The organism is Streptomyces sp. NPDC101151, from assembly GCF_044768335.1.
Lineage (GTDB): Bacteria > Actinomycetota > Actinomycetes > Streptomycetales > Streptomycetaceae > Streptomyces.
In genome coordinates, this window is record NZ_JBIWPP010000037.1 from 1 (window position 1) to 16,453 (window position 16,453).

At 75.6% G+C, this 16,453-nt stretch carries 2 protein-coding genes; both read right to left on the minus strand.

From position 1 onward, the window contains the following. On the minus strand, positions 1 to 941 hold a 941-nt coding region (locus tag ACIRU3_RS38925; protein ID WP_404067098.1), incomplete at its 3' end, for a beta-ketoacyl synthase N-terminal-like domain-containing protein. Further along, positions 938 to 16,417 (minus strand): SDR family NAD(P)-dependent oxidoreductase, encoded by a 15,480-nt coding sequence (locus tag ACIRU3_RS38930; protein WP_404067101.1) that lies wholly within the window; start codon positions 16,415 to 16,417, stop codon positions 938 to 940. The genes ACIRU3_RS38930 and ACIRU3_RS38925, both read right to left, overlap by 4 nt. Between the last annotated feature and the right edge of the window lie 36 nt (positions 16,418 to 16,453).

The window sequence follows — 16,453 nt, forward strand, 5'->3', positions numbered from 1 at the left end:
GGACCGTTCGGCGCCGTCAGACCATTGGACGCACCGTCCTGATTCACCGCCGAACCCCGCACCACCGCCAGCACCGGATGCCCCAGACGCCGCGCGTCCGACAACCGCTCCAGCACGAGGACGCCGAGCCCCTCGGAGAATCCGGTACCCGCCGCGTCGTCCGCGAAGGAGCGGCAGCGGCCGTCCGGGGAGAGAGCGCCCTGCCGGCTGAACTCCACATAGGTGCCCGGCGAGGCCATCACCGTCACTCCCCCGGCCAGCGCCAGGGTGCACTCGCCCTGCCGGAGCGACTGGGCGGCCAGGTGCAGCGTGACGAGCGACGAGGAGCAGGCGGTGTCGACGCTGAGCGTCGGGCCCTCCAGGCCGAGGGTGTAGGCGACCCGGCCGGAGACGATGCTGCCGGAGCCGAAGCTGCCGAAGTAGTCGTGGTACATGACGCCCGCGAAGACACCGGTGCGGCTGCCGCGCAGCGACACGGGGTCGATGCCGGCGTTCTCCAGCGCCTCCCAGGAGCCTTCGAGCAGCAGCCGCTGCTGCGGGTCCATGACGAGGGCCTCGTGCGGGCCGATCCCGAAGAACGCGGCGTCGAAGTCGCCCGCGTCGTGCAGGAATCCGCCCTCGCGGGTGTAGGAGCGGCCCGGCACGCCCGGTGTCGGGTCGTACAGGTCCGGGTCCCAGCCGCGGTCGTCGGGGAACGGCGTGATGCCCTCGGCGCCGTCCGCGACCAGGCGCCACAGGTCCTCGGGTGACCGGACATCGCCCGGGTAGCGGCAGGCCATGCCGACGATCGCGACGGGTTCCCGGGCCGTCGCGTTCAGCGCGCGGTTGCGTTCCCGCAGCCGCTCGATCTCCTTCAGCGAGGCGCGCAGCGCCTCGACCATCCTGGTGTCCGGGTTCTCGGACTCGGCCATGGTCCTCTTCCTTGTCACGGGCGTCGTCACAGGGCGTCGTCGTCCCCGACGAGTTCGTCGAGCGCCATGCTGATCAGGCTGTCGGCGTCCATCGCGTCGATCGATGCGCGGCTGGGTCCGCCGGCTGCCGCCGGCTCCGGCGCGGGCCGCAGTCCGGCTAGTTCGAGCAGGCTGTCCAGCAGGCCTGCCTCACGCAGGCGCCCCACCGGGATGGCGGCGAGCGCGGCCCGTACGGTGTCCTCCTCGTCGCGCGGACCGTCCGTGGTGCGCGGGGCCAGTTCGGCGGCGAGGTGGCCGGCGAGCGCGGCCGGAGTGGGGTGGTCGAAGACGAGCGTGGCGGTCAGCCTGAGGCCGGTGGCCTCGTTGAGCCGGTTGCGGAACTCGACGGCGGTCAGCGAGTCGAAACCGAGGTCCTTGAAGGGCAGGTCGTTCTCGAACTCCTCGATGCCGAGCACCGGCCGGGCCTCGTCCCGCACCAGCCGCAGCAGCCGTTCGGGCCGGTCCTCGGGTGCGAGGGCGGCGAGTTCGCGGCGCAGCGCCGACGCGGCGGCCGACGCCCCGGGCCCGGTACGGCGCGGCGTCCGCACCAGGGAGCGCAGCAGCGGGGCGATGCGGGCGGCCTCGCGCGGGGCGAGGTCCAGGCGGGCGGGCAGCAGGACCGGTTCGGCGCGGCCCACCGCCGTGTCGAACAGGGCGAGCCCCGTCTCCGGGTCGAGGCCGAGCACACCGCCCGAGGCCATACGACGGGCGTCGGTGTCGTCGAGCCGGTCGGCCATGCCTCCACCGCCCGCCCAGGCGCCCCAGGCGAGGGAGACCGCGGGCAGGCCGAGCGACCTGCGGTGGGCGGCGAGGGCGTCGAGGAAGGTGTTGCCCGCGGCGTAGCCGGACTGGCCGGGGCTGCCGAGCAGACCGGCCGCGGAGGAGAACAGCACGAACGCGGTCGACGGCCGCTCCAGGGTCAGTTCGTGCAGATGCCAGGCGGCGTCCAGCTTCGGCCGCAGCACCGTGTCGAGGCGCTCGGGCGTGAGCGAGGTCAGGACGGCGTCGGCGAGGACGCCCGCGGTGTGCACGACCGCGGAGACCGGGTGCTCGTCCAGGACCCGGGCGAGTGCGGCACGGTCGGCGGCGTCGCAGGCGACGACGGTCACCTGTGCGCCGAGCGCGGTCAGTTGCTCGCGCAGCCCGGCCGCGCCGGGTGCCTCGGGTCCGCCGCGGCTGAGCAGCACCAGCCGCTCGGCGCCGTGCGCGGTGACCAGGTGCCGGGCGACCAGCCGGCCCAGAGCGCCGGTGCCGCCGGTGACGAGGACGCCGCCGGACCAGTCGGCCGGGGCGGGTTCGGCCAGGCGCGGCGCGCGCACCAGCCGGGGGATGCTCACCGCGCCGTCCCGAAGCGCCAGTTGGGGTTCGCCGGAGGCGACCGCCGAGGGCAGCAGGCGCCGGGAGGTGTCCGCTCCGTCCAGATCGGCGAGGACCAGCCGGTCGGGGTGCTCGGACTGGGCGGAGCGGATCAGGCCCCACGCGGCGGCGGCGCCGGGGTCGGTGACGTCCTCGGGGGCGGGGCCGGTCGCGCCGCTGGTGGCCACCACCAGGGTGGTGTCGGCGAACCGGGCGTCGGCAAGCCAGTCCTGCACCTGGCCGAGCAGCCGCCCGACGCCGGCCCGGACCGCGTCCGCTCCGTCGCCCCCGGTGTGTACGACGACCAGGGTGTCGGGGGCCTGTTCGGCGGCCTGGGTCAGGCCGTCCGCGACGGCGACCTCGGCGACCTCGCCGGCCAGGGCGCCGGCCAGCTCCTCACGGCCGGGACCGAGCACGGTCCAGCGTCCGGCCTGCGGGGCCGCGGGCACGGAGACGGGCGCCCAGTCGAGGGCGAACAGGTCGTCGTGTCCGCCCGCGGCGGCCGCGGCGATCCGCTCCGGACTGACCTCGCGCAGCGACAGCGAGGCCACCCGTGCCACCGGCCGGCCTGTCTCGTCGGCGGCCTCGATGCGTACCGCGCCGGTGCCGGCCGGGGCGATCCGCACCCTGAGAGCGGTCGCACCCCGCTCGTACAGCTCCACGCCGTTCCAGGCGAAGGGCAGCGTCATGCGCTCCTCGGCTCCGGCGCGCAGCCCGATGGTGTGCAGGGCGGCGTCGAACAGCGCCGGGTGCAGGCCGAACGCGGCGGTGCCGGTGGGGACGGCGACCTCGGCGTACGCCTCGTCGCCGTGCCGCCAGGCCGCGCGCAGGCCCTGGAAGCGGGGCCCGTATTCGGCACCCAGCTCCGCCAGCCGCTCGTAGACGCCGTCCAGGTCGACCGGTTCGGCGCCGGGCGGCGGCCAGGCGGTGAGGCCGTGGCCCGGCCCCTCCTCGGCGGGCCGCAGCACGCCGGTGGCATGGGTGGTCCACGGGGCGCCGTCGGCCGCGGCGGCGTACACGCGGAACGCACGGGCGCCCGTCGCGTCTGGTTCGCCGACGGTGCACTGGAGGCGGACGGCGCCGTCCTCGGGCAGCACCAGGGGTTCGGTGACGGTGAGGTCCTCGACCGTGCCGCAGTCGACGCGGGCCGCGGCGGCGAGGGCCATCTCGACGAACGCGGTGCCGGGCAGCAGCGGTACTCCGCCGACGCGGTGGTCGGCGAGCCACGGGTGGTCGGCGAGGGCGAGGTGGCCGGTGTACAGGGTGCCGTCGGCGCCGGCGAGTTCGACGGTGGTGCCGAGCAGCGGATGGTCGGCGGCGGGGCGCGGCAGGCCGAGATCGCCGGTCATCCAGTGGCGGCTGCGCTGGAAGGCGTAGGTGGGCAGGTCCGAGCCGTCGTGGTGGGGCAGCGGGTCCGTCCAGTCGACGGCACCGCCGTGCACGTGCAGGGCGGCGAGCCCGGTGAGCAGGGCCTCGGGCTCGTCGCGGTCCTTGCGCAGCAGCGGTACGACGGCCGCCTCGTCGGGCAGGCACTCGCCGGCCGCGGCGGTGAGCGCGCTGCCCGGGCCCACCTCGACGAAGTGCCGTGCGCCGGCGTCATGCAGGGCGGTGACGGCGTCGGCGAAGCGGACGGCCTCGCGGGCGTGCCGCACCCAGTACTCGGGCGTGGACAGCTCGTCGGGGGCGGCCGGGGCACCCGTGAGGGTGGACACCAGCGGGATGCGCAGCGATCCGTACGACAGGGAGGCGGCGACCTCGCGGAACTCGTCGAGCATCGGCTCCATCAGGGCCGAGTGGAAGGCGTGGCTGACGGCCAGTTCCCTGGTGCGCTCGAAGCGGGCGGCCAGGGCGCGGGCCGCTGCGGCGGGGCCGGAGACGACCACGGACGCGGGCCCGTTGACGGCGGCGATCCCCACGCCGTCGCCCAGCAGGGGCACGACTTCGTCCTCGGTGGCGCGTACGGCGATCATCGCACCGCCCTCGGGCAGGGCCTGCATGAGGCGCCCCCGGGCGGCGACGAGCGTGCAGGCGTCCCGAAGACCGAGCACGCCCGCGACATGGGCGGCGGCGAACTCGCCGACGGAGTGCCCGGCGAGCAGGTCGGGCCGCACGCCGAAGGACTCCAGCAGCCGGTACAGGGCCACTTCCACGGCGAACAGTGCGGGTTGGGTGTACTCGGTGCGTTCCAGCAGCTCGGCGGAGTCCAGGGCGTCGGCGAGCGGCCGGTCCAGCAGCGGGTCCAGCCGGTCCCGGACCTCGTCGAAGGCGGCGGCGAAGGCGGGGAACGCCGCCGCGAGGCGGGTGCCCATGCCCGGCAGCTGCGAGCCCTGACCGGAGAAGAGGAGGGCGAGCCTGCCGTCGGTGGCGGTGCCGAGGAGGCCGGCCGGTGGTGTGCGGCCCTCCGCCACGGCCCGGACGCCCGCGGTCAGTTCGTCCCGGGTGCGGCCGAGGACGGCGGCCCGGTGGCCGAGCCGGGTGCGGGTGTGGGCGAGCGCGCCGGCGAGGCGGTACGGGTCGGTGTCCGGGGCGGCGGACAGGTGCTCGAGCAGCCGGGCCGCCTGGGCGCGCAGGGCGTCCGGGGTGTGACCGGAGAGCAGCCACGGCACGGTGTCGGTCGCCGGGGCGGCGGGCACCTCGGCCGGCTCCTCGGCGGGCGGGGCCTCGACGATCACGTGGGCGTTGGTGCCGGAGATACCGAAGGAGGAGATGCCCGCGCGGCGCGGGCGGCCCGGGTCGGGCCAGGGGCGGGACTCGGTGAGCAGGCGGACGCCCGCGCCCTCCCACTCCACGTGCCGGGAGGGCCGGTCGATGCCGAGGCTGGCCGGCAGGGTCTCGTTGCGGATGGCCTCGACCATCTTGATGACACCGGCGACACCGGCGGCGGCCTGGGTGTGGCCCAGGTTGGACTTGACCGAGCCGAGCCACAGCGGGCGGTCCTCGGTGTGCTCTGCGCCGTAGGTGGCGATCAGCGCCTGGGCTTCGATGGGGTCGCCGAGGGTGGTGCCGGTGCCGTGTGCCTCGACCACGTCGACCTCGGCCGCCGGGACGCCGGCCGCCTGCAGCGCGCGGTGGATGACCCGTTGCTGGGCCGGACCGTTGGGGGCGCTGATGCCGTTGGAGGCGCCGTCCTGGTTGACGGCGGTGCCGCGCAGCACGGCGAGGACCTTCCGGCCCTTGCGGCGGGCGTCGGAGAGCCTTTCCAGCAGCAGGACGCCCGCGCCCTCGCCGAAGCCGGTGCCGTCGGCGGCGTCCGCGAAGGGCCGGCAGCGGCCGTCCCGGGACAGGCCCCGGTGCCGGCTGAACTCGACGAAGGTGCCCGGGGTGGCCATGACGGTCACTCCCCCGGCCAGCGCCAGCGAGCAGTCGCCCTGCCGCAGCGACTGGGCGGCCAGATGCAGCGCGACCAGCGAGGAGGAGCAGGCCGTGTCGACGGACAGGGTCGGTCCTTCCAGGCCCAGGGTGTAGGCGACGCGGCCGGAGACCACGCTGCCGGAGCCGAAGCTGCCGAAGTAGTCGTGGTACATCACGCCGGCGAACACACCGGTGTCGGAGCCGCGCAGGGTGGCGGGGTCGACCGAGGCGCGCTCCAGCGCCTCCCAGGACGTCTCCAGCAGCAGCCGCTGCTGGGGGTCGGTGACCTGTGCCTCCTCGTCGTCCATGGCGAAGAACGCGGGGTCGAAGTCGGCGGCGTCGTACAGGAAGGCGCCGTGCCGGGTGTAGCTGGTGCCGGGCCGGTCCAAGGTCGGGTCGTACAGGTTCTCGACGTCCCAGCCGCGGTCGGCGGGGAACTCGCCGATGGCGTCCCGGCCTTCGGCCACCAGCCGCCACAGGTCCTCCGGTGAGGCGATTCCGCCGGGGAACCGGCAGGCCATGCCGATGACGGCGATCGGTTCGTCGTCGACGGCGCTGCGGGTGGCGGGGCGGGCGGCCGCCTCGGCGAGGGTGCCGGTGAGTTCGCCGAGCAGATGGCGGGCGAGTTCCGCGGGGGTGGGGTGGTCGAACACGAGGGTGGCGGGCAGCCGGAGGCCGGTCGCCGCGGAGAGCCGGTTGCGCAGTTCCACGGCGGCCAGCGAGTCGAAGCCGAGTTCCCGGAAGGCCAGGGTGCGGCCGACGTCCTGGGCTGAGCGGTAGCCGAGGAGGGTCGCGACGTGGCTCTGCACGAGTTCGGTGAGGAACGGTTCGCGCTCCGCCTCCAGCAGCCCGGCGAGCCGGTCCCGCAGGGCGTCGGCGCCCCCGGCCGCGACCGGCCCGGTGGCCGCACCCGCCCGGCGCACGGGCACGAGGGTGCGGAACAGCGGGGCCAGGCCCTCGCCCTGGGCACGCAGGGAGGCCATGTCCAGCTTCACCGGCAGGACGGCGGGGTCCTCGCCGCGCAGGGCGGCGTCGAACAGGGCAAGGCCCTCCTCGGTCTCCAGGGGGGCGACACCGCCGCGGGCGATGCGCGTCAGGTCCGTCTCGTCGAGGGTGCCGGTCATGCCGCCGGCCTGCGCCCACAGACCCCAGGCCAGGGAGTGCGCGGGCAGCCCGAGGGTCCGGCGGTGCACGGCGAGCGCGTCCAGGTAGGCGTTGGCGGCGGCGTAGTTCGCCTGGCCTGGCGAGCCGAGCGTGGCAGCGGACGAGGAGAACAGCACGAACGCCGACAGGTCCAGGTCCGCGGTGAGTTCGTGCAGGTTCCAGGCAGCGTCGGCCTTCGGCCGGAACACCGTGTCGATCCGCTCCGGCGTCAGGGAGGTGAGCACGCCGTCGGCGAGGACGCCGGCCGCGTGGATCACGGCGGTCAGCGGCCGGTCGGCCGGTACGGCGTCCAGCACGGCGGCGAGCGCGGCGCGGTCGGCGACGTCGCAGGCGGCGCTCGTCACCTCGGCGCCCCGTTCGGTGAGTTCGGCGACGAGGTCGTCGGGAGCACCGCTGCGGCTGAGCAGCAGCAGGTGCCGGACGTTCCGCTCGGCGACCAGGTGGTGGGCGAGGATACGGCCGAGGGCGCCGGTGGCGCCGGTGAGCAGGACGGTGCCGGTGCCCGGGCCGGGGCTCTCGCCGGCGTGGGTGGCCAGGTCGGGTCCGTCGGCGGCCGGGGCCGCTCCGTCGGCGGCCGGATCCGATCCGTCAAGGGTGACGCGCGCCAGCCGCGGCACCTGCCAGGCGCCGTCGCGGAAGGCCAGGTGCGGCTCGCCGGTGGCCAGCGCCTCGGCGAGGCGTTCGGCGTCCGGCTCCTCGCCGGCGTCGGCCTCGATCAGCACGATACGGCCGGGGTTCTCCGACTGGGCCGAGCGGACCAGGCCGCCGGCCGCGGCGCCCGCCGGATCGGTGCCGGTGACGACGACGAGGGTGCTGTCGGCGAGGTCTTCGTCGGCGAGCCGGGTGCGCAGTTCGTCGAGGACCGCGTCGACGGCCGCCCGGGTCGCGGCGGCGCTCACTCCGGCCGGAGCGCGCACCACCTCCGGAGCGGAAGCGGTCACCGCGGCAGGCGGGGCCGACGGGGCCGGCATCCAGCCGACCCGGTAGAGCGCGCCCGCGCGGGCCGGGCGGGCCGCGGCGGCCAGCGCCTCGGTCCGCAGGGGCCGCAGGGTGAGCGAGTCGACGGTGGCGACGGGCGCGCCCGTGGGGTCGGCGAGCGTGAGGGAGACGGTGCCCTCGCCGGTGGGCCGGACGCGTACGCGCAGCGCGGTCGCGCCGGTGGCGTACAGCCGCACCCCGGACCAGACGAACGGCAGCAGGGCCTCACCGCCCGCGGCGTCGGTGAGACCGACGGTGTGCAGGGCGGCGTCCGACAGCGCCGGGTGCAGCGCGAAGCCGTCGGGCGCCGCGTCGGTGGCGACCTCCGCACACAGGCCGTCCTCGGTGCGCCAGGCGGCGCGCAGGCCCTGGAACAGCGGCCCGTAGCCGAGGCCGAGGGCGGCGAGTTCGTCGTACAGGCCGTCGAGCGGTACGGGTTCGGCGCCCTGCGGGGGCCACTCGGTGAGCGGGTCCGAGGTGGCCGGGAGGGTGCCGGTCGGGGCGAGCAGCCCGTCGGCGTGCCGGGTCCAGGACAGGTCCTCGTCAGGGCTCTCCGGACGCGACCAGATGGTGACCGGGCGGCTCTCCCCGGCTGGCGGGCCGACGGCGACCTGGAGCTGGACGGCGCCGTGGTCGGGCAGGACCAGCGGTGCGTGCAGGGTGAGTTCGGCGATGTCGCCACAGCCGACCTGGTCGCCCGCGCGCAGCGCGAGCTCCAGGTGTCCGGTGCCCGGGAAGAGCAACCGGCCGCCGACCCGGTGGTCCTCCAGCCAGGGCTGGACGCCCGCGGAAACACGTCCGGTGAGGACGGCGCCCTCGCTGTCGGCCCGTACCATCGCGGCGCCGAGCAGGGCGTGGTCGGTGGGGGCGAGTCCGGCGGAGGTGACGTCGGCGCCGCTCGCGGTGGAGTCGAGCCAGTACCACTCGTGCTGGAAGGCGTAGCCGGGCAGCGGGACGCGGCGCGGGCGTCGGCCCTCGGCGACGGCGGTCCAGTCGACGCCGGCGCCCTGGCTGAACGCCTCGCCGAGGGCGGTCAGCAGCCGGTCCCGGCCGCCCTCGTCGCGGCGCAGGGAGCCGACGGCGGCCACGGCGTCGTCGGTCTCCTGGATGCCGACGGTCAGCACCGGGTGCGGGCTGGACTCGATGAACAGCCGGTGCCCGTCGGCGACGGCGGCACGTACCGCCTCCTCGAACAGCACGGTTCCGCGCAGGTTGGTGTACCAGTACCCGGCGCCGAGTTCCGTGGTGTCGATCGGGCCGCCGGTGACCGTCGAGTAGAACGGCACCTGGGCGGTGCGCGGCTCGATGCCGTCGAGAACGTCCGCGAGGCGCTCGCGCAGGGTCTCCACGTGGGCGCTGTGGGAGGCGTAGTCCACGGGCAGGCGCTTGGCGCGGACCTTCTCCTCCCGCAGCCCGGCGAGGAGTTCGTCGAGGGCGTCGGGGTCGCCGGACACCACCGTGGAGGCGGCGCCGTTGACGGCGGCGACGGACAGCCGGCCGTCCCATGCCGCGAGCCGGGCGCGGACCGCGTCGACGCCCTCGCCGACGGACATCATGCCGCCCGAGCCGGACAGCAGCTCGGCGATCGCCTGGGACCGCAGGGCGACGACGCGGGCACCGTCCTCGAGGGACAGCGCGCCGACCGCGCAGGCGGCGGCGATCTCGCCCTGGGAGTGGCCGATGACGGCGGCCGGGGTGACGCCGTACGCGCTCCAGGTGTGCGCGAGGGAGACCATGACGGCCCACAGCAGCGGCTGGACGATGTCCACGCGGTCGAGGCCGCCGCGCAGCTCGGTGTGGAAGTCCCAGGCGATCCAGGGCGTCAGGGCGGCGGCGCACTCGGCCATACGGGCGGCGAACACCGGGGATTCGTCGAGGAGTCCGATGGCCATACCGGGCCATTGGGAGCCCTGGCCGGGGAAGACGAACACGGGCCGGGCGCGGCCGGGCGCGGTGCCCACGACGAGGGTGCGGGCGGTGGTGCCGTCGGCCAGGGCGGCCAGGGCGCCGCGCAGTTCGGCCGCGTCGGTTCCGGTGATCGAGGCCCGGTGCGCGAAGCGGGCGCGGGTGGTGGCCAGCGACCAGCCGACGTCGGACGGATCGAGCCCGGGGTGCGTGTCGAGGTGGCCGAGGAGCGCGGCGGCCTGGCCGGCGAGCGCGGCGGGCGTCCTGGCGGTGAGCAACCAGGGGACGGCGGGGCCCAGGTGCCCGCTCCGGTCGGGCTCGGCGGGCGCCGGGGCGGGCGGTGCCTGTTCGAGGATGACGTGGGCGTTGGTGCCGCTGATACCGAAGGAGGACACTCCGGCCCGGCGCGGACGGCCGTGCTGCGGCCAGTCCCGCTGCTCCGTCAGCAGCCGTACCTGTCCGGCGTCCCAGTCGACCTTCGTGGACGGCGCGTCCACGTGCAGGGTCTGCGGCAGGACGCCGTTGCGCATCGCCATCACCATCTTGATGACGCCGGCGACACCGGCGGCGGCCTGCGTGTGCCCGATGTTGGACTTGACCGAGCCGAGCCACAGCGGCTCCTCGGCGGGACGGGTCTGGCCGTAGGTGGCCAGCAGGGCCTGTGCCTCGATCGGGTCGCCCAGCGTCGTACCCGTCCCGTGCGCCTCCACCACGTCCACGTCGGCGGTGGTGAGGCGGGCGTTCTCCAGGGCTTCGAGGATGACGCGTTCCTGGGAGGGGCCGTTGGGGGCGGTGAGGCCGTTGGACGCGCCGTCCTGGTTGACGGCGGTGCCCCGGACGACGGCGAGGACCTCGTGGCCGTTGCGGCGTGCGTCGGAGAGGCGTTCGACGACCAGGACGCCGACGCCCTCGCCCCATACGGTCCCGCCGGCCGCGTCGGCGAAGGCGCGGGTGCGGGCGTCGGGAGCCAGCGCACCCTGCCTGCTGAACTCGATGAAGGTCTCCGGGGTGGCCATGACGGCGACGCCGCCGACCAGCGCGAGGCCGGACTCGCCCTGCCTGAGCGACTGGGCGGCGAGGTGGAGCGCCACCAGCGAGGAGGAGCAGGCTGTGTCGACGGACAGCGACGGGCCCTCCAGGCCCAGGGTGTAGGCGATGCGGCCGGAGATCATGCTGCCGGAGCCGAAGCTGCCGAAGTAGTCGTGGTACTGGACACCGGCGAACACGCCCGTGCGGCTGCCCTTGAGGGTGTGCGGGTCGATGCCCGCGTTCTCCAGTGCCTCCCAGGACGTCTCCAGCAGCAGCCGCTGCTGGGGGTCCATGACGAGGGCTTCCTTGGGGCTGATGCCGAAGAACGCTGGGTCGAACTCGCCCGCGGTGTGGAGGAATCCGCCCTCGCCGACGTAGGAGGTGTCGGGGCGCTGCCGGGTGGGGTCGACGATGCGGTCCACGTCCCAGCCCCGGTCGGCGGGGAACGGGGTGATGGCGTCGGTGCCGTCGGCGACCAGCCGCCACAGGTCGTCCGGGGTGCGGACGTCTCCCGGGTAGCGGCACGCCAGCCCCACGATCGCCAGCGGCTCGTCCGCGCGGGCCTTGACCGTACGGCCGCTCCGGCGCGCCCCGGTCCGGGCGCCGCCGGCCAGGGTGCCGAGGTGCGCGGCAAGCGCCTCGGGGGACGGGTGGTCGAAGACGAGGGTCGCGCTCAGCCGCCGGCCGGTCTCGGCGGACAGGGAGTTGCGCAACTCGATCGCGGCGAGCGAGTCGAACCCGAGGTCCTTGAAGGCCCGGTCGGTCTCCACGCTGCCCGGATCCGCGTGTCCGAGCACGCCGGCGACATGGGCGCGGACGGTGTGCAGCAACGCCTCGGCACGTTCCTCGTCCCCGAGAGCGGCCATGCGCTCGGCGAAGGTGAGGTCGGTGCCCTCGGCGGCGGCCTCCCGGCGCACCGGACGTCCCGCCAGCGCGCGGAAGACGGGCGCGAGGCCGGTGCCCTGTGCGCGCAGCGCGGGCAGGCTGAGCCGCACGGGTGCCAGAGCGGGACGGCCGGCCCGCACCGCCCGGTCGAACAGGGCGGTGCCCTCCTCGGCCGACAGGGCGGTCATGCCGCCGCGCGCCATCCGGGCGTGGTCGGCCTCGTCGAGGGAGCTGGTCATACCGCCGGACGGGGCCCACGGTCCCCACGCCAGCGACAGGGCGGGGGCGCCCTGGGCACGGCGGTGGGCGGCGAGTCCGTCGAGGAGGGCGTTGGCGGCGGCGTAGTTGCCCTGACCCGGGGCCCCGACGGTGCCGGCGACGGACGAGAACATCACGAACGCCGCCACGTCCGCGGTCAGTTCGTGGAGGTGGAGGGCGCCGAGCGCCTTCGGCGCGAGGACCGTGTCGATCCGCTCGGGGGTGAGCGAGGAGACCACGCCGTCGTCGAGGACTCCGGCGGCGTGCACGACCGCGGCGAGCGGGTGGCCGGCCGGAATGCCGGCCAGGACAGCGGCGAGGCGGTCCCGGTCGGCGATGTCGCAGGCGTGGGCGGTCGCGGTGGCGCCGAGGGCGGCGAGTTCGGCGATCAGGTCGTCGGAGTCGCCGGACCGGCTGAGCAGGGCGAGGTGCCGGACGCCGTACACGGTGACAAGGTGGCGGGCGAGTACCGGGCCGAGGCCGCCGGTGGCGCCGGTCAGCAGCACGGTGCCCTCGGGATCGAGGGCGAAGTCCTGGGCCTCGGCGGGGAGTTGGGCGCGCACCAGCCGGGCGGCGCGGGCGGCGCCGGAGCGGATCGCGATCTGCGGTTCACCGGAGGCGAGGGCGGCGGGCAGGACGGCGCCGGCGTCCGCGCCCGGTTCGAGGTCGAGGAGCGCGAACCGGTCCGGGTTCTCCGACTGCGCGGACCGCACCAGGCCCCATACGGCCGCGCCGGCCAGGTCGGGCACGTCCTCCCCCGCGACGCTCACCGCGCCGTGGGTGACGACGGCCAGCGGGCGGGGGTCGTCGTCCTGGAGGGCCGCGAGCGCGGTGTGCAGAGCCTCGCGTACGGCGGCGGCGTCCGTCCCCGGCGTGCTGTGCAGCACCCGGTGGCCGGTGTCGGGGGCGTCGGTCTCCAGGGGCAGCGGCTGCCAGTCGAGGATGAACAGGGCGTCGGCGGTGGTGTCGCGGGCGGCGCGCAGGTTGGTGAGCGGGCGGGCGGCGAGCGAGGCGACCGTGGCCACGGGGGCGCCGGTGGCGTCGGCCAGGTCGACGGCGAAGGCGTGCGCCCCGGTCGGCACCAGCCGGGCGCGCAGCACGGAGGCGCCGACGGCGTGCAGGGTGACGCCCCCGAACATGAAGGGAAGCCGGGCGGTGTCGTCGGCGGATCCGTCGCCGAGCAGGGCGAGCGCGTGCAGGGCGGCGTCGAACGCGGCCGGGTGCAGGCCGAAGCGGGGCGCGTCGGCGGCGGACCGCTCCGGTAGCCGTACCTCGGCGAACAGCTCCTCGCCGTGCCGCCAGGCGGCCGTCAGGGCCTGGAAGGAGGGCCCGTACTCCAGTCCGGCGGCGGCGTGCCGCTCGTACAGGCCGGTGGTGTCGAGCGGTTCGGCGTTCTCGGGGGGCCAGACGTCCAGGCGGGTGCCCGGGGTGTCGGTGCCGGCGGCGAGGAGGCCGGAGGCGTGCAGGGTCCACGGCTCGTCGGCGGGCAGGCTCTCGGCGCGGGCGTACACGTGCACCGTGCGGGCGCCGGACGGGTCGGGTGCGCCGACGGCGACCTGGACGCGCACCCCGTCGTCCGCGGGCAGCACCAGCGGTATTTCCAGGGCGAGTTCTTCCAGGCCTGCGCAGCCGACCTGGTCGCCGGCGCGGACGGCGAGTTCGACCATGGCGGTGCCGGGGACGACGACCGAGCCGCCGACCACGTGGTCGGCGAGCCAGGGGTGGGTGCGCACCGACAGCCGGCCGGTGAGCACGGCGCCGTCGGAGCCGGCGAGGACGGTGGCCGCGCCGAGCAGCGGGTGGTCGGCGGAGTCCAGTCCGGCGGAGCCGACGTCGCCGACGGGTGCGGCCGTCTCGGGCCAGAACCGCTCGCGCTGGAAGGCGGTGGTGGGCAGATCGACGGTGCCGGCGCCGGTGAACAGGGCGGTCCAGTCCACGGCGGCCCCGCCGGCGTACAGCTGGGCCAGTGCGGTGAGCAGGGTCTCGGTCTCGCCGCGCTCGCGGCGGGTGGCGGCGGCCAGCACGGCGTCGGTGTCCGTGCCGTCGCCGGCCAGGCACTCCCGGGCCATGGCCGTCAGTACGGCGTCCGGGCCCAGTTCGAGGTAGCGGGTGACGCCCTCGGCGGCGAGTGCGCGTATCCCGTCGTGGAAGCGGACCGCCTCGCGCACATGGCGCACCCAGTAGTCGGGGGTGGCGATGTCCTGGGTGGCGAGGGCGCCGGTGCCGTTGGAGACCACCGGGATGGTGGCCCGGTGGTAGGTCAGGGATTCCAGGACCGAGCGAAAGTCGGCCAGCATCGGTTCCATGAGCGGGGAGTGGAAGGCGTGCGAGACCTTCAGCCGCCGGCTCTTGTCGAAGCGGGCGGCCAGTGCCTCGGCCTCGGCGGCGTCACCTGAAATCACCACGGAGTCGGGGCCGTTGACGGCGGCGATGCCGACGCGTTCGGTGAGCAGCGGGCGGACCTCGTCCTCGGTGGCGCGTACGGCGATCATCGCGCCGCCCTCGGGCAGCGCCTGCATGAGGCGACCGCGCGCGGCCACCAGCGTGGTCGCGTCCCGCAGGTCCAGGACTCCCGCGACGTGGGCGGCGGCGATCTCGCCGATGGAGTGTCCGGCCAGGTGGTCGGGCGTGAGGCCCCAGGACTCCACCAGCCGGTACAGCGCGACCTCGAAGGCGAACAGTGCGGTCTGGGTGCGGGCGGTGCGGTTCAGCGGCTCGGGGTCGTCGCCGAGGACGAGGTCGCGCAGATCGTCGTCGAACAGCGCGCAGATCTCGTCGAAGGCGCCGGCGAACACCGGGAAGTGTGCGTACAGCTCCCTGCCCATGCCGGCGCGCTGCGAGCCCTGCCCGGTGAACAGGAAGGCGGTCTGTCCCTTGCGGACACGGTCCGAGGCGGCGCCCTGACCGCCCTCGGCGATCCGCTTCGTCGCCGCCAGGAGCGCGTCGCGGCCGTCGCCGAGGACCACGGCCCGGTACCGGTGGGCGGTGCGGGTGGCGGTCAGGGAGTGCGCCACGTCCACCGGGTCCAGCCCGTCTGCGGCGGCCGCCAGGCGGGCGGCCTGCTCGCGCAGGGCGCGCTCGGTGCGGCCGGATAGCACCCACGGGACCAGCGGCGGCGCCGTGCGCGGCCCGGGTTCGGTGTCCGCCGGCTCTTCGGCGGGAGCCTCCTCCAGGATGGTGTGGGCGTTGGTGCCGCTGGCGCCGAAGGAGGAGACGGCGGCGCGGCGCGGGCGGCCGGGGTCGCTCCAGGGCCGGTTCTCCGTCAGCAGGCGGACCTGGCCCTGGTCCCAGTCGACCTTGGTGGACGGCTCGTCGGCGTACAGCGACTTGGGCAGGACGCGGTGCCGTATCGCCATGACCGCCTTGATGATGCCGGCGACGCCGGCCGCGGCCTGGGTGTGCCCGATGTTGGACTTCACCGACCCGAGCCACAGCGGGGTGTCCGCGGGCCGGTCCTGGCCGTAGGTGGCCAGCAGCGCCTGCGCCTCGATCGGGTCACCCAGCGTGGTGCCGGTGCCGTGTGCCTCCAGCAGGTCCACGTCGGCCGGGCCGAGCCGCGCGCCGGCCAGGGCGGCCCGGATGACGCGCTGCTGGGACGGACCGTTGGGGGCGGTCAGGCCGTTGGAGGCGCCGTCCTGGTTGACGGCGGAGCCGCGGACGACGGCCAGCACCTCGTGGCCGTTGCGCCGGGCGTCGCCGAGCCGTTCCAGGACGAGCATGCCGGCGCCCTCGCTCCAGCCGGTGCCGTCCGCCGCGTCCGCGAAGGACCTGCAGCGGCCGTCCAGGGCGAGGCCGCGCTGCCGGCTGAAGGCGACGAAGGAGCCCGGCGTGGACATCACGGTCGCGCCGCCCGCCAGGGCGAGGGTGCACTCCTTGTTGCGGAGCGCCTGTACGGCCAGGTGCACCGCGACGAGCGCCGAGGAGCAGGCGGTGTCGATGGTGACGGCCGGGCCCTCCAGGCCCAGGGTGTAGGAGATACGGCCGGAGATCACGGCGGCAAGCACGCCGGTGCCGAGAGCGGCCTCGCTGTCCTCCGGCATCCTGGCCAGCAGGTCCTTGTAGTCCTGGCCGTTGGTGCCGGCGAACACCCCGACCCGGGCGCCGTGCGCCGAGCCGGGGGCGATCCGGGCCCGTTCCAGGGCCTCCCACGACACCTCGAGCAGCAGCCGCTGCTGGGGGTCCATCGCGACCGCCTCGCGGGGGCTGATGCCGAAGAAGTCCGGCTCGAACCCGGCCGCGTCGTCCAGGAACCCGCCGCGTTTGACGTAGCTCTTGCCGGTGGCGTCCGGGTCCGGGTCGTAGAGCGCGTCGACGTCCCAGCCCCGGTCGTCGGGGAAGTCACCGATGGCGTCGGTGCCGTCGTGGACGAGCCGCCAGAACTCCTCCGGGGTGGTGACGCCGCCGGGGAAGCGGCAGCTCATGCCGACGATGGCGATGGGTTCCCGGTCCTGGGTCTCCACCTCGCGCAGCCGCTGACGGGTCTGGGCCAGATCGGCGGAGACCCGCTTGAGGTAGGAGAGCAGCTTTTCGTCGTTGGTCATCGGGTGTCGCCACTCCTGTGCGAAGAGGTGGACTGC

What these genes read in the sequence shown, in the direction of transcription:
- ACIRU3_RS38930 (WP_404067101.1), bottom strand. Translation starts at nt 16,417, where the DNA reads ATGACCAACGACGAAAAGCTGCTCTCCTACCTCAAGCGGGTCTCCGCC.